The sequence below is a fragment of the Nonomuraea sp. NPDC048892 genome (assembly GCF_040649735.1).
Taxonomy (GTDB): domain Bacteria; phylum Actinomycetota; class Actinomycetes; order Streptosporangiales; family Streptosporangiaceae; genus Nonomuraea; species Nonomuraea maheshkhaliensis.
Genome location: NZ_JBEZFZ010000055.1, coordinates 1 through 19,933, shown reverse-complemented (window position 1 = coordinate 19,933; position 19,933 = coordinate 1). Strand labels below are relative to the sequence as shown.

13 protein-coding genes are annotated in these 19,933 nt (G+C 72.2%); 3 read left to right on the top strand and 10 right to left on the bottom strand.

What is annotated here, in order from left to right:
• Positions 1-152: 152 nt before the first annotated feature.
• From AB0C28_RS55370 to meaB, 4 genes are all read right to left on the bottom strand, one after another.
• Positions 153-1,226, bottom strand: coding sequence for an acyltransferase family protein (locus tag AB0C28_RS55370; protein ID WP_357843052.1), 1,074 nt, complete (start codon positions 1,224-1,226; stop codon positions 153-155).
• Positions 1,223-1,843 carry a TetR/AcrR family transcriptional regulator gene (locus AB0C28_RS55365; protein ID WP_357840788.1) on the bottom strand — a complete coding sequence of 207 codons (621 nt, stop codon included), beginning with the start codon at positions 1,841-1,843 and terminating at the stop codon, positions 1,223-1,225. The genes AB0C28_RS55370 and AB0C28_RS55365 overlap by 4 nt, the downstream gene beginning before the upstream one ends.
• A gap of 110 nt (positions 1,844-1,953) precedes the next feature.
• Positions 1,954-4,074, bottom strand: coding sequence for a CehA/McbA family metallohydrolase (locus AB0C28_RS55360; protein WP_358085437.1), 2,121 nt, complete (start codon positions 4,072-4,074; stop codon positions 1,954-1,956).
• Between the two features lie 487 nt (positions 4,075-4,561).
• Positions 4,562-5,521, bottom strand: a complete 960-nt coding sequence (gene meaB / locus AB0C28_RS55355; protein ID WP_357840782.1) for a methylmalonyl Co-A mutase-associated GTPase MeaB — start codon at positions 5,519-5,521, stop codon at positions 4,562-4,564.
• A gap of 111 nt (positions 5,522-5,632) precedes the next feature.
• Between meaB and AB0C28_RS55350 the strand changes: the two genes are divergently transcribed.
• Complete coding sequence (locus tag AB0C28_RS55350) at positions 5,633-7,783, top strand: protein kinase (RefSeq protein WP_358085433.1); 2,151 nt, start codon at positions 5,633-5,635, stop codon at positions 7,781-7,783.
• 75 nt (positions 7,784-7,858) lie between these two features.
• On the opposite strand, the gene AB0C28_RS55345 is transcribed toward AB0C28_RS55350, so the two are convergent.
• The 6 genes from AB0C28_RS55345 to AB0C28_RS55320 all read right to left on the bottom strand — a co-directional run bounded on the left by AB0C28_RS55345 (position 7,859) and on the right by AB0C28_RS55320 (position 16,705).
• The gene (locus AB0C28_RS55345; protein WP_357840777.1) at positions 7,859-8,812 is read right to left on the bottom strand and encodes a hypothetical protein; all 954 of its coding nucleotides are present in this window, start codon (positions 8,810-8,812) and stop codon (positions 7,859-7,861) included.
• Positions 8,813-8,970: 158 nt separating this feature from the next.
• Complete coding sequence (scpA, locus tag AB0C28_RS55340) at positions 8,971-11,124, bottom strand: methylmalonyl-CoA mutase (protein ID WP_357840774.1); 2,154 nt, start codon at positions 11,122-11,124, stop codon at positions 8,971-8,973.
• Entirely contained in the window at positions 11,121-12,893 is a 1,773-nt protein-coding gene (locus AB0C28_RS55335) for a methylmalonyl-CoA mutase subunit beta (RefSeq protein ID WP_358085430.1), read from the bottom strand. The genes scpA and AB0C28_RS55335 overlap by 4 nt, the downstream gene beginning before the upstream one ends.
• Positions 12,894-12,983: 90 nt before the next feature.
• Positions 12,984-13,742, bottom strand: a complete 759-nt coding sequence (locus AB0C28_RS55330; RefSeq protein WP_357840768.1) for an N-acetylmuramoyl-L-alanine amidase — start codon at positions 13,740-13,742, stop codon at positions 12,984-12,986.
• A gap of 127 nt (positions 13,743-13,869) precedes the next feature.
• Entirely contained in the window at positions 13,870-14,808 is a 939-nt protein-coding gene (gene mtnA, locus AB0C28_RS55325) for an S-methyl-5-thioribose-1-phosphate isomerase (RefSeq protein ID WP_358085428.1), read from the bottom strand.
• A 31-nt stretch (positions 14,809-14,839) separates the two neighbouring features.
• Positions 14,840-16,705, bottom strand: coding sequence for a TrkA C-terminal domain-containing protein (locus AB0C28_RS55320; protein ID WP_357840762.1), 1,866 nt, complete (start codon positions 16,703-16,705; stop codon positions 14,840-14,842).
• A 95-nt stretch (positions 16,706-16,800) separates the two neighbouring features.
• Here AB0C28_RS55320 and AB0C28_RS55315 point away from each other — a divergent pair, with 95 nt between their 5' ends.
• Both AB0C28_RS55315 and AB0C28_RS55310 read left to right on the top strand, forming a co-directional pair.
• Entirely contained in the window at positions 16,801-18,504 is a 1,704-nt protein-coding gene (locus tag AB0C28_RS55315; RefSeq protein WP_358085425.1) for a protein kinase, read from the top strand.
• A gap of 58 nt (positions 18,505-18,562) precedes the next feature.
• On the top strand, positions 18,563-19,672 hold the full coding sequence (locus AB0C28_RS55310) for a DUF5925 domain-containing protein (protein WP_357840757.1): 1,110 nt from the start codon (positions 18,563-18,565) through the stop codon (positions 19,670-19,672).
• Positions 19,673-19,933 lie beyond the last annotated feature (261 nt).

The following is a 19,933-nucleotide window of genomic DNA, read 5'->3' as shown; positions in this document are numbered from 1 at the left end:
GGCGCGCCCCCCCCCCCCAAAATTACCCCCCGCTGGGGGGGGGGGGGGGGTCGGGGGGTGGGGCCCCCACCCCCCCCCCCCCCCCGGCCGGGGGGGGGGGGGGGGGGCCGGGCCCCCCCCCCCCCCCCCCCCGCCGCGCTACCCGGCTCCGCTCAGAGGATCTTCTTGGCCCCGGGCAACGAGCGCACCAGGTAGGCCAGCGACCAGCACAGGGGCAGCGCCAGCGCGAGCATGACGGCGAACTTCACGATCGCGACGGCGTCCAGCCAGCGCAGCGCCCAGCCCAGCCCGACCAGCACCAGCGGGTGGATGATGTAGACGGTGAAGGCGTGCCGCGACAGGAACCGGCCGCGCGGCCCCTGCTCGCCGAACCGCTCCCTGAACAGCACCGTCAGCCCGATGATCATGCTGACCGCGAAGGCCGACTCCCACAGCGCCATCAGGGCGGACGACAGCGCGCCGGTGGTCAGCAGCGCCGCCGGCACCAGCACCACGCTCGACACGCCGGAGGCGATCAGCCCGGCCCGCCCCGCCCGCACGGGCAGCGTCTCGAACCAGCCTCGCCGGTAGGCGACGCAACCGAGCACGAACATGGCGGCGTACTGCGGCAGGTACTGCGGCGACGGCAGGCCGAGCACCGGCACGTAGGTCCCGGTGGGCACCGGGATGCGCCACAGGAAGGTGACGGCCGCGAGCCCGAGCACGAAGGCCACGATCCAGGAGAGCCGCAGCGGGACGACGCGCGCCTCCATCGGCTGCCGCAGGCTCCGCCACGCCGCGTAGACCAGCACGAACCCGATCAGCACCTCGACGAACCACATGGGGCCCGGGTCCCAGGAGCGCAGGTAGTACTCCGCGTACGACATCCCGCCCGCCTGGGCGTACCCGGCGAAGTTCAGCGCCGGCCGCAGCAGCAGGACGAAGACGAGCAGCGGGATCCCGAGCCGCACCAACCGGTCGCGCACGAAGGCGCGCCCGCTCTTGCGGTCGCGGGAGCCGGGGGTGAAGAAGCCGGAGATGAGGAAGAAGAACCCCATGAAGAACGCCTGGTTGAGCATGACCAGCAGGTCGAGCAGGCTGCCGGTGGGGTCCTTGGCGGGCTCGACGTAGTACCAGAGGGGGATGTTGCCGTATGTGATCGCGACGTGGTGCGTGACCACTAACGCGGTCAGGACGATCCGGAGGTTGTCGATGGCGTAAAGCCTGGTCGTGGTCTCCGCCTTCATGCGCGGCACGCCCTTTCGATGAGGTCGGCGAGCTCTCTCGCGTGTGCGTCGAGGTCGTGGTCGGGGTTGGCGACCCAGTAGGCGAACATGGTGTCGACGGCGGCCTGGTGGGTGACGGCCATGACGCGGGTGTCGAACGGCCTGAACTCGCCGCCGGCCTGGCCGAGCCGGTAGAGGTGCTCCAGCATCTGGTAGAGCTCCTCGTTGGCGTTGATCCCGAAGCGGGGGGCTCCGTCGTCGGTCCTGAGGTTGTTGAAAATCTCTCCCAGCGCCTTGAGCTGGTCGCGGTGGCCGCGCATGTGTTCGGCCACCGCGAGGACGTGTGTCCTGATCAGCTCGGTCGCCGTGGTCAGCCCCTCCATCCTCGCCACCACATGCTCGGCCGCGCCCTCGTACGACCGCCGCACCACCTCCTCCATCAGCTCGTCCTTGCCGGCGAAATGATAGGAGATCACGCCCTTGCTGATTCCGGCGTGCTCGGCGATCCGCGCGAGCGACGCCTTGGCGAACCCCGCCTCCGCGATGACGGCGACGGCGGAGCCCACGATCTGGGCGCGCCGGGCCTCCTCAATGAAGGACCGCGGCTTCTGGCCGTCAGGTTCGTTTTCTGACCGCATGGCCAAAAAATAGCACAAACGGATGAATCGCCCAAGGGCGAGGTCGAGCGAGGAGGCCGGAGGGGAGCCTGCCGGCGCGTACCGCACGCTCCCAGGAGGCTTTCCGCGGGTCAGCCCAGCCGCGCCTGGTAGATCGTCCTGGCCTGCTGCAACAGGGACACGTGGTCGCCGAACTGGTAGGCGCTGGCCAGCCGCCCGTGCTGCCTGATCAGGTCCTCCAGCAGGTCCAGCCACTCCAGGCACCAGAGCACGTCCTCGCGCCTGGCGACCGGCCGGCCGCCGACGTCCACGTACACGGGGCTGGTCAGGGCGTATCCGGTGGAGGTCAGCGTGCGGGGATGCGGGTCGCACAGGACCTCGGCCACCACGTACGTCGGCTCGTCCACCTCCAGCACGGCCGTCACGGTCAGCCGCTCCTGCCCCTGCCACCCCTGCTCGGGCGGCAGCCGCTCGGCCCCGGCTCTGACCCCGTCGGCGGTACGGATGCGCACGGCCGCCACCTCGGGCCCGACGGCCGTGGCGGTGACGCTGATCCGGTCTCCCCTGCGGGCCTGGATCACGTGGCCGGGGCCGTGCCCGTTCACCGTCAGCTCCAGCCACGGGCCGGTGGTGGCGAATGTGCGGCCAGCGCGTACGGCCGCCGCGAACGAGCGGGCGCTCAGCTCCCCCTCGACCCGGGCGTAGACGCGGGCCCAGCCGGGCGGGTTCGACTGGTTGTCGGAGCGGGTGAAGGAGATCATCGCGTCGGTGCCCGCCGTCACGGCCATCCGGTTGCCCGCGCCGATCAGCCGCCGGTAGACCGCGGCCGTGGCCGGGATGGAGGCGTGGGTGAGCACGTCGAGGCTGTCCACCAGGCCGAGCGCGGCATCGGCGACCAGCTCGCGGGCGGCGCAGTTGCGCGGCACGGGCGAGACGACGCCCTTGGGCGGGTCGCCGTCGCCGATGGGCGTGCGAAAGGGATGGCTGTAGCCGACCAGCGCACCGAGCCCGCGCAGCTCGCGCAGCCCGTCGGCGTTGGGCGGCCAGTCGGCGTCGCCCGCGAAGCCGGTGTGGTAGCGGCCGGGGGCCGAGTGGAGCCCGAAGGCGTAGATGTGGCCGAGCAGGTCATTGCGGTATTCGACGCCCATCCTGGCCACGTGCGTGGCGTCGGACCACGGCAGGTCCTTGCCGGTCCAGTGCTCCAGGGCCTCGCGGTCGTACACCCGGCGGCCGGAGACGTTGCCGGCCAGGAGGTTGAGCACGTGCAGGTCCTCGCCGTGCTGGGCGGCGGCCGCGTCGGCGGGCACGGCCACCAGGTCGCCCGCCCAGTTGAGGTGGACGTGCAGGTCGCCGCCGTACCAGCCGGCGCCGGCGGCGTCGTAGAGGCGCTCGGGGGCCAGCTCGACCAAGTGCTCCTCGCCGGGCATCGGGGTGAGCTCGTGGCCGGCCGCGCCGTACTCCATGCCCCTGGCCGCGGTGATCGTCAGCGGCATGCAGGGGACGTCCACGAGCAGGTCGTCGCCGTGGAAGTACGGGCGGCCGTGGTAGTCGTAACGGTTGGCGACCCCGGGCGGGAACCAGCCGGCGCCGTCGGCGCTCACCACGCTCCAGCGGCAGGGCGTCCCGGACCGCAGGCGCAGCCGGGAGGAGGGGATGGGGCGCAGCAGGGTGTCGAGGCGGACGCGCTCGCCGTCCACGACGACGATGCTGTCCTGGTCCACCTCCACCAGCCAGGCCCCGCGGGCGGCCAGCAGCCGCTGGGCGTCGTCCACGCCGACCTGGCAGGGCCTGCCCCGCCGCGAGTCGATGAGCAGCGACATCCGCTCCTCGCCGGCCCGGCGCCGGCCTGGACCGTCCTCGTCGGCCGCGAGCGGGCACAGCTCCGGCGAAGGCAGCAGGATCGTGCGCGCCGCCCCCTCCAGGACGGCGCCGTCCTCCTCGATCCTGATGGCGTAGAGGTGCGCGGGCAGTTCGCCGTCGAGGGTGTCGCGCAGGACCCGGTCGTAGTCGGGCTCGGCCAGCCGGGCGACGAGCCGCTCTCTCGGCTCCTCCGGATGGGTCTCGGCGACGGCCTTGAAGACCAGTTCCCAGAAGCGGTCGAACAGCTCGGGACGCAGCACTCTTCGCCGGGCGAAGAACTTCACGTAAGGGATCTCCGGCTCACCCCAGGTGATGCCGTGCTCCTCAAGGAGGCGCCCGTACTCCTCCAGAGCATCCGTCACCCCTCCGGGCAGCATCGAATCCGCACTCATCAGAAACCTCCGAGGAAACCCCCGCCTTGAGACGGGAGAGGAATCGGACCCCTGCGGAGCAGGACAGGGGCAGGCGATTCGCCGCCAGGCGGACCGCCGTCGAAACGCGGCGCGATGCCGCGAAGTTCGGTAGTGTGTTCGACGGCGGCGATGACCAAGCCGCCGGAGCAACGATCCGACACACCCTCGCCGCCGGGCTGGCGGAGAGGCGAAACGCCTGTGGAGCCGGTGTAAGACCTCAACGAGAGATCCCTTTCTCGGGCGGGCAACCGGCGATGAAGCAGGAAACCTCACGGGCGACCGTGGGACTCCCCCTCCTTCAGGAGAGGGAGGATGTCAAGTGAGCCCTTCCCACGTCGTTGCGCGCCATCGTGGCATGGATCACGGGAACGGTCCGGGCGGCCAGGAGGAGGGGGAGGAGGAAAGTTCACCCCCGGGGGAGGTATCTCAACCCGGGGGGTGCTCGAAGCTGCTCGAAAGGGGCGTATCAGGCACGCTTGAAAGCCGCGAGGATCCGGTCGGCGGCCAGCGCGGGCGTGAGGTCGCCGGCCAGCACCGCCCGCTCCACCTCCGCCGAGATCGCCGTCACCTCCGGGTCGTCGCGCAGCTCGGCCAGCAGCCGCTCGCGCACCATCGTCCAGGTCCAGCCCACCTGCTGGCGGCGGCGCTTGGCAGCCAGGTCGAGGCCGTCCTGGTGGGCCAGCACCCGCCGCCAGAGTTCGTCCAGCCCGTCGCCGGTCAAGCCGCTGCAGGTCAGCACGGGCGGCGGGGCGAAGTCGGAGCGGAGCATGCGCAGGGCGCCCGACAGCTCGCGGGCCGCCTTCCTGGCGGGCAGCTCGTACTCGCCGTCGGCCTTGTTGACCGCGACGACGTCGGCCAGCTCCAGAACGCCCTTCTTGATGCCCTGCAGCTGGTCGCCGGTGCGGGCCAGGGTGAGCAGCAGGAACGTGTCCACCATGTCGGCCACGGCGGTCTCCGACTGGCCCACTCCGACGGTCTCGACCAGGACGACGTCGTAGCCGGCCGCCTCCACGACGACCATGGCCTCCCTGGTCGCCTTGGTGACGCCGCCGAGGGTGCCCGAGGTCGGCGAGGGGCGGATGAAGGCGGCGGGGTCGGCCGACAGGCGGGCCATGCGGGTCTTGTCGCCGAGGATGCTGCCGCCCGTCCTGGTGGAGGACGGGTCCACGGCCAGGACCGCGACCTTGTGCCCCTGGCCGGTCAGGCGCGTGCCGAGGGCGTCGATGAACGTGGACTTGCCCACGCCAGGCACGCCCGACACGCCGACGCGGCGGGCCCGTCCGGAGAGCGGGGTGAGCTCGACCAGCAGCCGCTGCGCCAGGGCCACGTGATCGGGTCTGGTCGACTCGACAAGCGTGATCGCGCGGGCGATCCAGGTACGTGAACCGGCCCGTACGCCATCGGCGTAGTTCTCCAGCGAATGCACCCGAATCGCCCCTTTCTTCCCAGTTAGATCAGCCTAACTTCTGACAAGTCTTGACTTTTGCCAGTAGGGTGCTGGAGTTCTGTCTCAGCCGTCACAGGAGTCACTCCCCTCATGCCCAACGTCGAACCCCTCCGCGAGGGCGACCCGGCAGCGGTGGGACCCTACCGGCTCGTCGGGCGGCTCGGCGCGGGCGGCCACGGTGTCGTCTACCTCGGTCAGGCCCGCAACGGCACCCCCGTCGCCGTCAAGGTGCTGCGCGAGGGGCTGGCCGTGGGCGAGCGCCTGGCGAACGAGATCGCCGCCGCGCGCAGGGTCGAGCCGTTCTGCCTCGCGCAGGTGCTCGACGCCTCGACCAGCGGGCGGGCGTACATCGTGTCCGAGTACGTGGACGGGCCCTCGCTGCAGCAGGCGGGCCGGCGCGGCGCGGCGGACCTGCAGCGCATCGCCGTGGCGACCGCCACCGCGCTCGACGCGATCCATCAGGCGGGCGTCGTCCACGGGGACCTGACGCCGTCCAACGTCCTGCTCGGGCCCGACGGGGCGCGGGTGGTCGACTTCGGCATCGCCGGAGCGCTGGGCTCGGGGATGAAGGCGACCAGCAACATCGTGGGGACGCCCGCGTACATGGCGCCCGAGCAGCTCGCGGGCAAGGCGGTCGGGGCCGCCGCCGACGTGTTCTCGTGGGGGTCGGTCCTCGTCTTCGCGGCCACCGGCGTGCCGCCTTTCGGGGACGACTCGCTGCCCGCGGTGATCAACCGCATCCTTCGTGAGGACCCGCAGCTCGGGGAGGTGAGCGGGCCGCTGCGCGAGATCGTGGCGGCCTGCCTGGCCAAGGATCCGTCGCTGCGGCCGGGGATGCGCGACGTCCTGCTCCGGCTGGCCGCGCCGTCCCGCCGACCCTCCGCCTCGAACGCGACCTCTCCCCCAGGCTCGCAGGCGGCTTCTGGGGCGCTCGTCGGTGAGCACACTCCCGACCGGGTGTCGGCGTCCTGGCAGCAGACCCTCGACCAGCCGCACGAGGGCGCCCAGGACCCGGGGACGGCGCACGGCCTCCCCGCACGCAACCGCCGCTCCACCCGCCAGGGCTCGCACCCGGCGTCCGGCACCGGCCACCACGCGGATTCCGGCATCTCGCGGCACGATCCGCACATGGCTTTCGGTGGCCCGCAGCAGAGTCCGCACGCGGCGTCCGGCGCCGCGCACGACGATCCATACGCGGCATCCGGCGCCTCGCGCCATGATCCGCACGCGGCCGGGGCCGCGCGGGCGGGGGCCGGGCATGAGGGGCCCGGTGCGGCCACCTCGCCGATGCAGGCGCTGTTCGACCTCTCCTCCCCCGTCGAGCCGCCCGCCGGGTTCGGGCCGCAGGAGCGCCAGGCTTCTACGCCGCTCTCCGCCCCGGTCGCCACTGGGCCTGCCACTGGGTCCGGCGCGTCCGCGGCCCGCAGGGATGCGGGGGCGCAGGATCGGCTGGCGTACTCGCCCGCGGCCTCGGCCCACGACCGCCTGGCCTACTCTCCCACCGCCGGCTCCCCCACCGCCGGGCAGCGCGGGCAGTTCGAGGGGCAGCACGACGGGCGGGGGCAGGGAGCGGGCGCGTACGGGCAGCCGGCGGCCTACGACGGCGGACCCGCCGAGAACGGCGGCGCTCCCGCCCCTCCCGGGACCGGCAACGGGCGGGCGCCGGCGCGCCGGGCGAAGGGACGCCGGGTCAAAACGGTGATCATCGCCGCGATCTCGGGCCTGTGCGTGTGCGCGCTGGCCGCGGCCATCATCTGGCTCACCCCCACCGAGCCCACCCCCAAGTCGAAGAGCGCGCCCGTGAGCACCACCGGCGCCACGACCGAGCCGGTCGCCACCTCGTCCCCCCGGCGCACCCGTGCCACCCGGCCGACCCCGCAGACGGACGGCACGCCCAGCACCCTGCCCGATGACACCGGCGGGGCCGACGGGCTCAGGGTCTCCGCGTTGCGGGCGGGCGGCACCAGGAACGGCGACTGCTGGGCCGGCGGCCAGGCCACGCTGCGCGCGATGGTGCGCCGCACGGGCGGGCCGGTGACGTTCAGCTACACCTGGCTCGTCGACGGCATCGCCACCGGCCGCGCCACGGCGCTCATCTCCGAGAACGGCCGCCGCTACCTCAACGCGCCGCGCCCCCTGCGGAGCACGGGAGGCACTCACAGCGTCACGCTGCGGATCACCTCACCCGTCACCGCCCAGCGGACGATCTCGGTGGCCATGTGCGCCCAGGGCACGTTCTGACCGCACCGGGGCGCCGCCGCCCGAGCCGGTAGCCGGCCGGGCGCGCGGGACCCCGCCGCGATCAGGCCGGACGGGTCAGGTCTGCTGGTAGATCGTGGCGGCGAGGCCGCAGGACGCGTCGAGGAACAGGTACGTGGTGCCTTCGGTGATGGGCTCGCCCTCCGGGTCCTGCGCTTCCTCCATTCCGATGTAGTCCATGGTCCGCGCGCAGGCGGGGCAGGCAGGGTACTCGGCGTCGCCGATCCATTCGGGGTATCCGCCGATGGACGGGGTCGTCATGTCCCAGCCGCCGGCGGACATGCCGGGATCGGTGAGGAGCTCTCCCGGCACCTTGCGCAGGGTCTCGGGCGGACTCTGGTCGTCGAGGACGCGGACGGGTGCCGCGGAGTGGTCGGAGAGACCGGATCGGCCGTCGGGGCTCACCGTGGAGTAGAGGGTCGTGTAGGCGTAACACCCCTGGCAGGTGACGATCCTGAGCCGGCCGTTCCAGCCGGTGTGGGCGAGCGCTTCCGCGACCCGCCGGTCACCCGTGTCGACGTCGAGCACCGTCCACAGCGGGGCACGGCACCATGGGCACTCGCCTTGAGCCGGGGGTTCCACCGTCCGCTCAGGATCGGGCCGCAGCGCGTAGGCGGTCCGCCCGCACAGTTCGCGGGCCCGGCCGTCGTCCAGCATCCAGCCGCCTTCGACCATGTAGTCGGCCGGGCCGATGAAGAGTTCGTCGGCGCCGGGCGGCGGCTGTTCCCGCCAGCGGCGGAAGGCGTTCTCGGCGACGGGACCCCGCGTGTGCGCCAGGATCAGCAACAGGGCGTTCAGGTCCGACGCACCCTCGTCGATCATGGTGACGACAGCCTGCTGGAGGTCGTCGCCGGCGGTGCGGTAGAGCTTCGGCGAAAACCAGGAATCGGCCGCGAGCAGGTCCGGCAGGTGCGGGGTGAGCGCTGCCGGGGTCTCGGTGGCCAGCTGTTCGAGCTCGTATTCCGCGGCGAACTCTCCGGCCGCCGCGCGGCGTATCAGCTCCTCGATCATCTGCAGGATGATAGCCGCCGGCGATCAGCCGCCGGCCTGAGCCAGGGCCAGGCGGCGGTCTGACCGCGCGGGGCCGGGCGAGGATCAGACGGCCGTAGCGGGCGGGCGCGGGTCAGACCGCCGTAGCGCGCGGGAGTCAGGCGGCGTGGCGGGCGGGGTCAGGCGGCGTGGCGGGCGGCGAGCTGGCGGAGCAGGTCGAGGGCGGCGTCGGCGATCACCGTACCGGGCGGGAAGATCGCGGCCGCGCCCGCGGCCCGCAGCTCGTCGTGGTCGCCCGGCGGGATCACGCCCCCCACGACGATCATGATGTCGGCGGCGTCCAGCTCGGCCAGCGCCGCGCGCAGCGCGGGCACCAGCGTCAGGTGCCCGGCGGCCAGCGACGATACGCCCACCACGTGCACATCGGCCTCGACCGCCTGCCTGGCGACCTCTTCCGGTGTCTGGAACAGCGGGCCGACGTCGACGTCGAAGCCCAGGTCGGCGAAGGCGGTGGCGATCACCTTCTGGCCCCGGTCGTGACCGTCCTGGCCCATCTTGGCCACCAGGATGCGCGGGCGGCGCCCCTCGGCCTTGGCGAACTCGTCGCAGGCGGCTCGGGCTCGCTCGATGTTCCCGGTCGTGCCCGATTCGTCGCGATACACCCCTGTGATGGTACGCACCTGCTCAGCGTGCCGGCCGAACACCCGTTCCAGCGCGTCGGAGATCTCTCCCACGGTCGCCTTGGCGCGGGCGGCGTCCACGGCCAGCTTGAGCAGGTTGTGCTCCAGGCCGGGCGCGGGATGCCCGGCGGCCTTGGTAAGCGCGTCGAGCGCGCGCGCCACGGCCTCGGGGTCGCGTTCGGCCCTGAGGCGGGCCAGCTTGGCGAGCTGCTGGGCGCGTACGGCGCTGTTGTCGACCTTGAGCACGTCGATGGCCTCGTCGCCGTCGGCCCGGTACTTGTTCACCCCGATCACCGGCTGCCGGCCGGAGTCGATGCGGGCCTGCGTGCGTGCGGCGGCCTCCTCGATGCGCAGCTTGGGCAGCCCCGCCTCGATGGCCCGCGCCATCCCGCCGGCCGACTCGACCTCCTCGATGTGGGTCCAGGCGCGCTCGGCGAGGTCGTGGGTGAGGCGTTCGACGTAGTAGGAGCCGCCCCACGGGTCGATCACCTGCGTGGTGCCGGACTCCTGCTGCAGCAGCAGCTGGGTGTTGCGGGCGATGCGGGCGGAGAAGTCGGTGGGCAGGGCCAGCGCCTCGTCCAGGGCGTTGGTGTGCAGCGACTGCGTGTGGCCCTGGGTGGCGGCCATGGCCTCGACGCAGGTGCGGGCGACGTTGTTGTAGACGTCCTGCGCGGTCAGCGACCAGCCGGAGGTCTGGCTGTGCGTACGCAGGCTCAGCGACTTCGGGTTCTTCGCCCCGAAACCCCTCACGAGCCTGGCCCACAGCAGCCGGGCGGCCCGCAGCTTGGCGACCTCCATGAAGAAGTTCATGCCGATGCACCAGAAGAACGACAGGCGCGGCGCGAACCGGTCGACGTCCAGGCCGGCGCCGACCCCGGCGCGCAGGTATTCGGCCCCGTCGGCGAGGGTGTAGGCCAGCTCCAGGTCCAGCGTGGCTCCGGCCTCCTGGATGTGGTAGCCGGAGATGCTGATGGAGTTGAACTTCGGCATCTTCTCGCTGGTGTAGGCGAAGATGTCGGAGATGATGCGCATGGACGGCGCAGGGGGATAGATGTAGGTGTTGCGGACCATGAACTCTTTGAGGATGTCGTTCTGGATGGTCCCCGCGAGCTGCTCGGGCGCGACGCCCTGCTCCTCGCCCGCCACGATGTAGAGCGCGAGCACAGGCAGCACGGCGCCGTTCATGGTCATCGACACCGACATGCGGTCGAGCGGGATGCCGTCGAAGAGCTGGCGCATGTCGTAGATGGAGTCGATGGCCACGCCCGCCATGCCAACGTCGCCGGCCACCCTGGGGTGGTCGGAGTCGTAGCCCCGGTGGGTGGCCAGGTCGAAGGCCACCGACAGGCCCTTCTGGCCGGCCGCGAGGTTGCGCCGGTAGAAGGCGTTGGAGTCCTCCGCCGTGGAGAAGCCGGCGTACTGGCGGATGGTCCAGGGCTGGTTGACGTACATGGTCGGGTACGGGCCCCGCAGGAAGGGGGCGGCGCCCGGATAGGTGCGCAGGAAGTCGAGGCCGTCGAGGTCGGCGGCGGTGTAGAGGGGCTTGACCGCGATGCCCTCAGGGGTCTCCCAGACCTCTCCCTCCACGTCCGGGACCTCGGCCGCCCGCCCCGGCAGGGGGGTCAGCGGGATGCCGGAGAAGTCGGGGATCATCGGGTCACCTCCAGGTCGTCGTAGGTCTCGTGCAGGACGGCCAGCGCGTCGCAGCCGGCGTGCAGGTTGGCGTCGACGCCCTCGTAGTGTCCCTTCCCCGCCAGCCACACCTTTCTCGCACCCGCCGCGTGCAGGGCGGTGGCGACGGCGGCGGCGTGCTGGGCGTAGAGCTTGTCGCTCGAACACAGGCAGGCCACGGACGCGCCGCTCGCGGCGAAGGCGGCGGCGATCCGCTCGGGGTCGGTCTCCTGACCGGAGGTCTCGGTGGCCAGGCCGCCCGCCTGGAACAGGTTGGCCGCGAACGCGGCGCGGGCGGTGTGGGCGGACAGGGGGCCGATGGTGGCCAGGAACACCTTGGGGCGTTCGGACAGGGAGTCGGCCAAATCGCGCAGCCGTTCGAACGGCTCGGCGTACCGGATCGCCGGCAGCCCTTCACGCGCTGCGAGCGGCCCGCCGGCCTCCGACGGCGCGCCGTCTCCCGGTGAGGCCGGGCGGCGGAGCGGGCGCTCGTGGAGGTCGGGGAACTCGCTCACCCCCGTGATCGGGAAGCGCCGGTGCGCGATGTCGTCCGCGCGCCGCTCCCGGGTGGCGGCGATCCGGCCGGCCACCAGTTCCCCGGCCGCGGCGATCCCGCCGGCCGCCTCGATCTCCTGGAAGAACGCCCAGGCCGCCTCGGCGAGGTCGGCGGTGCGGCGCTCGACGTACCAGGAGCCGCCGGCGGGATCGAGCACCCGCCCCAGCCCCGACTCCTCCAGCAGCAGCGACTGCGTGTTGCGGGCGATGCGCCGGGAGAAGGCGTCGGGCAGCCCGAGGCAGGCGTCGAACGGCCGCACGGTGACCGCCTGCGCCCCGCCCACGCCGGCGGCGAAGCAGGCCACGGTCGTGCGCAGCAGGTTGACCCACGGATCGCGCGCGGTCATCATGGCCGCGCTGGTGACGGCGTGCTGCCGCTGGCCGCCGGCCTCCGGCGCGCCGCAGACCTCGGCGACCCTGGCCCACAAGCGGCGGGCCGCGCGCAGCTTGGCGATGGTGGCGAACTGGTCGGCGGTGGCGGCGTAGCGGAAGTCGATCTGGCCGAGCGCCTGCCCGGCGGACAGGCCGCCGCCGGTGAGCGCCCGCAGCTCGGCGACGCCCTGCGCGATCGAGCAGGCCAGCTCCTCGGCGTCGCTGCCGCCCGCGTCGTGGTAGGGCGTGGCGTCCACGGTGACGGCCCGCAGCCCGGGGAACCCGTCTGCGCAGCGCCGCGCCAGCTCGATCCCGGCGGGGCCGCGCGCGGCGGAGACGCCCAGGTTGCCGCTGGGCGTGACGCCTCGCGCGGCGGCCAGCTCGAACAGGGCCTCGGCGGCCTCCGTCGCCAGGTCACCCGCCTCCAGGACGACCGGGGCGAGGTCGAGGTAGACGTCCTTCAGCACCGTGGCGAGCTCGCCCACCGGGATCGCGCCGGGGCCGACGACGAGCCAGAGCGAGGTGACGCCGTTCTCCAGGTCCGCCAGCACGGCCTCGGGGTCGGCCACGGCGTGCCGCTGGCGTACGTCCCAGCCGGCGGCGGTCGCGGAACCGCGTACGTAGGGGGTCGCGCCGGGCGCTCCCGGGTCGCCGGGGAGGTCGTCCGCGTCGTGCAGCGGCGCGACCGTGATCCCGTCGTACGTCGTCCTGGACAGCACCTCCTCCGGCGCGCCGGCCTCGGCCCCCGACTTGCGCAGGACCTCGGCCGCGAGCGCGCGCCAGTCGTCCCGTGAGATGGACGCGAATCCCGCTGCCAGTTCCATGATTCGGATAGTAGGCGGAATGCCGGAATAGGAGTAACCCCGGGCCACCCCCTGTGTTCCAGGTCACCCGTGCTTCGGACCACCGGTGGCTCAGGGGGCAGGCGCCTCCCACGTCAGCCGCCACGTGACCGGCCCCACGACCCCGTCGTCGTCGATGCCCTGGCTGCGCTGGAAACGACGACACACGTCACGGGACGCGGTCCCGTACGCGCCGTCGGCCTCCAGGTCCCAGCCGCGCCGCCGCATCTGCTCCTGCCAGGTGCGCACGTCCTGCCCGCGCGTCACCGGCGGATAGGTCAGCAGCCGGCCGGGGAACGGGGGCGCGGTGGGTCCGCTCTGCCCGGGGCGCGGGGCGCCGCGCCTGACCCAGGCGTAGAGGGGCTCGCCCGGGCAGTCGGTGGCGAAGCCGTCGCGGTGTCCCTTGATCTCCTTGCCCGCGTGGCCCCGGTCGCGTACGTGCTGGATCGCGTCGAGCACGGCGTGCAGGATCCCGTCGGGCGGCTTGACCAGCCCGGCGTTGCCGACCAGGCCCAGCACGGCGTAGTGGCCCGCGTTGAGCCCCGGGCCGTTCGCGGCCGGCAGGTGGTGCAGGCCGCGGCCCTCGAAGACCTTCCGGTGCGGGCAGGCCACGAAGGAGTAGCCGATGTCGATCCAGCCGTTGCCGTCCATGTGGAAGCCCTGGATCGACTGCACCAGGGCCACGCAGCGGGCGTGGTCGGAGACGATGCCCGCATCGACCCTTCCGCCCGTGTAGTGAACCTTGACCCCCTTGGTGGAGTCGAGCTGTGTGTAGTCGCCGCGCGGAGCGCGTGCTTTCCAATCGCGCCGTAACACCAGGTCGATGGCCACGGTGATCTCCGAAGGTCGCTGCCGGGAACACTGAGCGTAACGCGGCGGGCGCGGACAGGTCCTGGAGATGGGCGATTTCGTCTAGGGGCTGATCACCCGTTCGTTCAGGGCCTGATCACTCGTGCGGCTAGGGCCTGATCACCCGCTGATCCGTGACGATCGCGCTGATGAGGTCGTGCGGGGTCACGTCGAACGCCGGGTTCAGCGCCCGCGTGCCCTCGGGCGCCACCCGGACGCCTCTGACGGACACGATCTCGTCCGCGCCACGGTCCTCGATCTCGATGTGGTCGCCGGTGGGCGTGTGCTCGTCGATGGTGGATTCGGGCGCGACCACGATGAACGGCACGCCGGCCCGTTCCGCGCCGAGGGCGAGCGCGTACGAGCCGATCTTGTTGGCGGTGTCGCCGTTGGCGGCGATCCGGTCGGCGCCGATGAGCACCGCGTCGACCTCGCCCCTGGCCAGCAGGTACGGCCCCGCGGAGTCGGCGATGAGCCGGTGCGGCGCCCCCATCCTGGCCAGTTCCCAGGTCGTCAGCCTGGCGCCCTGCAACAGCGGCCGGGTCTCCAGGGCGAGCACCTCGGCCAGCCGCCCGCGTTCGTGCAGCGTCTGGACCACGCCGAGCGCGGTGCCGCGTTCGACGGCGGCCAGGCCGCCGGTGTTGCACACGGTCATGATGCGCAGCCGGTCGCCTTCGAGCAGGTCGGCCCCGCGCTCGCCCATGGCCACGCAGGCGGCGATGTCGTCGTCGCGCACGCGCAGCGCGGCGGCGAGCACCGCCTCTGGGCCCTCGTCCAGGTGGGCGGCGGCCTGGTCGACGCCCCAGGCGAGGTTGACCGCGGTGGGCCGGGCGGCGCGCAGCTCGGCCAGCAGGGCCGGGTCGCCGTCGGCCAGGACCGCGCCGAGCGCCCCCGCCACGCCGAGCGCGGGGGCGCCGCGCACGGCCAGCCGTTTGATGGCGGCGACGAGTTCGGCGACGGTGCCGATGCGCAACATCACGCACTTGTCGGGGAGCAGGGTCTGGTCCACGAGTTCGACGGCGCCGTCGACCCAGTCGATGGTCCTCACAGCAGGAACGCTAACCCACCGGAGCCCGGGCTCAGCGCTCGGCCAGGACGATCACGGAGTCCTGCTCCTTCAGGACGATGGGCCGCGTCTTGTCCGGGTTCAGCACGATGCCGTAGTGGGGCGGATCGTTCCTGGTCGCGGCGTCGCGGTAGCCGATGGCGGTCTCGCCCCTGCGCCGCGCCGCCTCCACGACGGTGGAGAACGTCACCTCCGAGCCCGGCGTGATGTAGTCGGCGGCGGGCCGCGGGTAGATCTCCGAGCCGCGCGAGTCGAAGAGGTAGCCGAAGACGTCGGCCAGGTGCCGGTTCTCGGCGAGCTGGGCCAGCAGCAGGCCGATCACAGTGTCGCTGATCACGATGTCGTCGGCCTCGGTGACCTCGGCCAGGGCGCGGTTGCTCTCGTCGTGCATCTCGCTGACGATCGAGTAGTGCTCGCCGAGCGTGCTCTGCATGTCACGCAGCTGCAGCAGCGTCATGAGGGTGCGCGTGTCGGAGTGGTGGGCGTCGAAGCGGTCGTCGGACAGCACGATGACGTGCTGGAAGAGGCCGACGCCGAGCGACTCCAGGGCGAACCTGTCGGTGGTGTCGCAGTCCTTGACGTTCACCGTGAGGTTGCGCAGGCCGGCCAGGTTCGTGCCCGCCTTGGGGTGGTCGGCGGCGATCTCCAGGACCGATCCAGGGGCGACGTAACCGTCGAGGTAACGCACGATCTGCTCGGCGCGGCCGTTCCAGTTGAGCAGGAGCGTGCGCTCGGTCGCGGTGGGCGTCGCCGGGGCCTCGGCGATGACGGACTCGTCGATGCTGGGCTTGCCGGCGGCCAGTTGCACGTGGGAGTCGTCGTGCGCGATGACGACGACCTGGTCGTCGGCGTTGATCACGGTGTCGCCCGGCGGGTTGAGCACGACGCCGGACGGCCGGCGCAGGCCGATGACGGAGGCCGTCTGGTACGCGTGCAGCGCGTCCCCGTACGTGACCCCCACGAGCTTCTTGGGGGTGCGCAGGTAGATCTCGCCGCCGTCGAAGTTGAGCAGGTCCATGCAGACGACGGACATGCCGGACTGGCGGGAGGACTGCACGATGAGCCGCGAGGCGGTGTCGTCGGAGTCGACCAGATGCACGTCCGGGCCGCCGGCCAGGCGGGCGGCGGCGGCGTTGCGGTTGGAGGTGAGCCCGGCCACGACCGGTGGGTGGATGCCGTCGCGCTTGGCCAGGGCGAGCAGGATCTTGATGACGTGGGCGTCGGGGTCGTCGCCCTCGGGCGAGAGCACCACGACGGAGCGGGCCGCGGCCAGGTTCATCAGGTCGAGGTCGCGCGGCTCCGTCGGCCTGCCCGTACGGCACACCAGACGGGTCCTGCCGAGGTCGCCGACGTGCTCGCGGATGTCCTCCTCCATGGCGAGTTTGTCACGGTCCGCCAGGACGGCGATGACCGAGCTCTTCTGGCTGGCCTGGGCCTTGACCAGCTCGGTCACGATGGTGAACATCTGGTCCGACCATCCGAGCACCACCGTGTGCCCGGACTCCACGATCCGCGAGCGTCCCCGTCGCAGGCGGTCCACCTTCTGCTTGAGCCCGTTCGACAGCAGGCCGACGAGCATGCTGACGATGAAGAGCCCGCCCAGCGAGCCGGCGAACATCACCGCCATGTATCCGACCGAACCCTTGTCACTGGCCACCCGGCTTGGGGTGAGCGCGTGCATGAGAGCGATCCAGAGCACCTCGCCGGCGTGGGACACGCCGTCCGGCTCATTGGGCGCAAGCCACAGTGTGAACGCCGTCACCAGCACGATCAGACCCACCGAGACGACCGCGAGCCAGCCGATCAGCGAGGCTGTGCCCTTGGACATGGTGTTGTCGAACCAGTAGCGCGCCCGTTCACGGAACGTGACCTTGGACACTTCCCCGATACCTCCGCGTAAGGAGTGATTTCACCCGACGACACAAGGTACCGGTGGATCTTTCCTTCCGCATGACGACAGGTAACGTATCGGCCATGGCGCAGCCCCTCACCCCCGACGATCCGGCGTCTCTGGGCGGTTTCCGCCTGTCCGGGCGACTCGGCGAAGGCGGGCAGGGCGTGGTCTATCTCGCCCATTCCGACGACGGCGAACCGGTCGCGATCAAGCTGCTCAACACCGGTGACAGAGAGACACGGGCCCGCCTGGCCCGCGAGCTCGAAGCCCTGGAGGGCGTCGCCTCGTTCTGCACGGCGCGCGTGCTCGACGTCTCGACCGACGGGCCGCGGCCTTTCGTGGTGAGCGAGTACGTCGACGGCCCCTCGCTGGCCGAGCGGGTGGCCGAGCGCGGCCCGCTGCGCGGCGGCGACCTCGAACGGCTCGTCGTCGGCACCGCCACCGCGCTCGCGGCCATCCACGCGGCCGGGATCGTGCACCGCGACTTCAAGCCGGCCAACGTGCTGCTGGGGCCCGACGGGCCGCGCGTGGTCGACTTCGGCATCGCCAGGGCCGAGGGCGCCGCCACCATGACGTCCGGGCTGATCGGCACGCCCGCCTACCTGGCGCCCGAGCAGATCTCGGGGGTACCCGCCTCGCCCGCTTCCGACGTGTTCGCGTGGGCGGCGTCGATGGTGTACGCGGCGTCGGGGACGAGCCCGTTCGGCGCCGACACCGTACCGGCTGTGCTGCACCGGGTGCTGCACGCCGAGCCGGACCTGTCGCCGCTGCCGGTGCGGTTGCGGGAGGTGCTCGGGTCGTGCCTGGCCAAGGATCCGGCACGGCGGCCTTCGGCACGGGACCTGATGGTGTCCCTGGTCGGCCCCGGCACCCCTGGGGCCGCCTCTCCCGGGACCTTTGCCCCGGGGACCGTCCCTCATGGGACCGCCACTCCGGGGACCGTCACTCCCGGGACCCTCGCCCCCGAGACTTTCGTCCCTGGGGCCCCCTCCCCCTCTGCTGCCCCCGCCTCCGCGGGCGTCCAAGGCCATCCGCCCGCCGCGTACCGAGGACAGGCGACGGGACCACGAGCGGGAGGACCAACCGATCCGCGGTCGCCGGCCGATCCACGGTCCCCGACCAATCCACGGTCGCCGGCCGAGACTACGGCGGGCACCTCACGCCGGCCACCCGGGCGCAACGTGCTGATCGGAGTGGTGGTGGCCGTGCTCGCCCTGGGTCTGGCCGGCGGCACCGTCCTCATGCTGAACCTGAACCGCCCGTCCGACACGAGAGCGGAGATCACGCCGTCGGCCACCCCCACCCAGAACTCCCCCTCACCCACGGAATCGGGGACGACTTCGGAGCCCAGCCCCGCCGAGACGGCCAGCGAGACGCCGGACGCGACCGCCACCAGTCCGACACCCACGGACACCGACGAGAGCGAACAGCCCACGACCGACCCCGACCTGAAGATCCCCGCCGCCTTCGAGGGCGACTGGAGCGGGCACACCACCAGCACCAACCCGATGAGCCCCGGCGGCGCCGACAACGAGGTCGACCTGCGGGAGGGCGAGTCCACCGCGGACTGGGCCGAGAAGGGCCAGGGCGCCGACTGCAAGGGCACCATCACGCTGACCAAGGTCGAGCAGACCCGGCTCACGTTCGCCCTGGGCGAGCACGAGGGCGGCTGCGTCCCCGGGACGATCACCCTGGACCTCGACGGGGACACCCTCACCTATACCTGGCGCGACGTGCCGGGCCTCGGATTGGTGACCCAGACGGGTAAGCTCCAGAAGAACTGAGCGGTTTCGCAGTCAAAACCCTTCGACATCCGGCGCAGAGACGGAGATCATTAACGGTATGTCTGTGATCAGGGAGGTGCCGTTCGCCAGCCCGGACTCCTCCGAGCTTCCGATGAACATCTGGATCGACGACGCCGATTCCGCCATCGACGTCATCGACGCGCTGGCGCTGTCACCGTTCGCCACCGGCACACAGCCGTGGTCGCGGCTGGCCAACCTGGAGCGGGTGCGGCCCGACGCCACGCTGACCCCCGCGGGCGGTCGCGTGCTGCGCACCGCGCGAGTCGAGGACGGCTCCGAGTCCCGGCTGATCTGCGGCGACGGCTGGACCCTGCGCGTCGTACGCCACCGCAACCGCACCGCCACCGTCAGCGTCACGGCGGTCGACGAAGACCTGGCCAAGACCGTGCTCGCGGAGAGCATCGACGGCGCGGAGGAGGCCGCCCCCGACGTCGACCACATCGAGATGGGCTTCTGGTGGCGCGGCATGCACGGGGGCACCCGGTCGGAGAAGCCGATCACGGCCCAGCCGTGGGACGAGATCAGCACCAACTACTCGGCCAAGGTCCGCCCGGCCCTCGACCGGCTGATGTCGATCACCCCGGCCGACGTCAACGGCCGCCTCATCCTGCTCCACGGGGAGCCCGGCACCGGCAAGACCACCCTGCTGCGCTCGCTGGCCAAGCAGTGGCGCGACTGGTGCCAGGTCGACTGCGTGCTCGACCCGGAGCGGCTCTTCAACGAGCCCGGCTACCTCATGGAGGTGGCCGTCGGCTACGACACCGACGAGGACGCGCAGCGCTGGCGGCTGTTGGTGCTCGAAGACTGCGACGAGCTGATCAGCTCGGGCGCCAAGGCGCAGGCAGGGCAGGGGCTCTCGCGCCTGCTCAACCTGACCGACGGCCTGCTCGGCCAGGGCCGCGACGTCCTCGTGGCGATCACCACGAACGAGGACCTGGCCCGCCTCCACCCCGCAGTCGTCCGCCCGGGCCGCTGCCTGGCGCAGATCGAGGTGGGGCCGCTGGGCAAGGAGGAGGCGGTCACGTGGCTGGGCTCGAAGGAGGGCGTAGGGCCTTCGGGGGCGACCCTGGCGCAGCTGTACGCGCTGCGCGCGGGCCGCGACATCGTCCCGACCCCCGGCGACGAATCCACCGGCCTCTACCTCTGACCGCTGCTCCACCTGAGCTGAACGTCCCGCGCTCCCACCAGAGCGCGGGACTCTTCGCATTCCCAGGCCCTCACCTGGCACGACCCCTCTCCCACCAGAGCGGTCCCGCCGATATCACCGCCCTCCTAAAGCGGGTGCCGCAGGTTCGAATCCTGCCGGGGGCACTCTGTGATGTCTCAGGACATCGGAAACCCTCGAACCTACGGGTTCGGGGGTTTCGTCTTGCTGGGGTTTGCCTGAGGTTGGTAATCGCGGCTGGGG

What these genes read in the sequence shown, in the direction of transcription:
- AB0C28_RS55360 (WP_358085437.1), bottom strand. Translation starts at nt 4,074, where the DNA reads ATGAGTGCGGATTCGATGCTGCCCGGAGGGGTGACGGATGCTCTGGAG.
- AB0C28_RS55345 (WP_357840777.1), bottom strand. Translation starts at nt 8,812, where the DNA reads ATGATCGAGGAGCTGATACGCCGCGCGGCGGCCGGAGAGTTCGCCGCG.
- AB0C28_RS55370 (WP_357843052.1), bottom strand. Translation starts at nt 1,226, where the DNA reads ATGAAGGCGGAGACCACGACCAGGCTTTACGCCATCGACAACCTCCGG.
- AB0C28_RS55335 (WP_358085430.1), bottom strand. Translation starts at nt 12,893, where the DNA reads ATGGAACTGGCAGCGGGATTCGCGTCCATCTCACGGGACGACTGGCGC.
- AB0C28_RS55350 (WP_358085433.1), top strand. Translation starts at nt 5,633, where the DNA reads ATGCCCAACGTCGAACCCCTCCGCGAGGGCGACCCGGCAGCGGTGGGA.
- AB0C28_RS55310 (WP_357840757.1), top strand. Translation starts at nt 18,563, where the DNA reads ATGTCTGTGATCAGGGAGGTGCCGTTCGCCAGCCCGGACTCCTCCGAG.
- scpA (WP_357840774.1), bottom strand. Translation starts at nt 11,124, where the DNA reads ATGATCCCCGACTTCTCCGGCATCCCGCTGACCCCCCTGCCGGGGCGG.
- AB0C28_RS55365 (WP_357840788.1), bottom strand. Translation starts at nt 1,843, where the DNA reads ATGCGGTCAGAAAACGAACCTGACGGCCAGAAGCCGCGGTCCTTCATT.
- AB0C28_RS55315 (WP_358085425.1), top strand. Translation starts at nt 16,801, where the DNA reads ATGGCGCAGCCCCTCACCCCCGACGATCCGGCGTCTCTGGGCGGTTTC.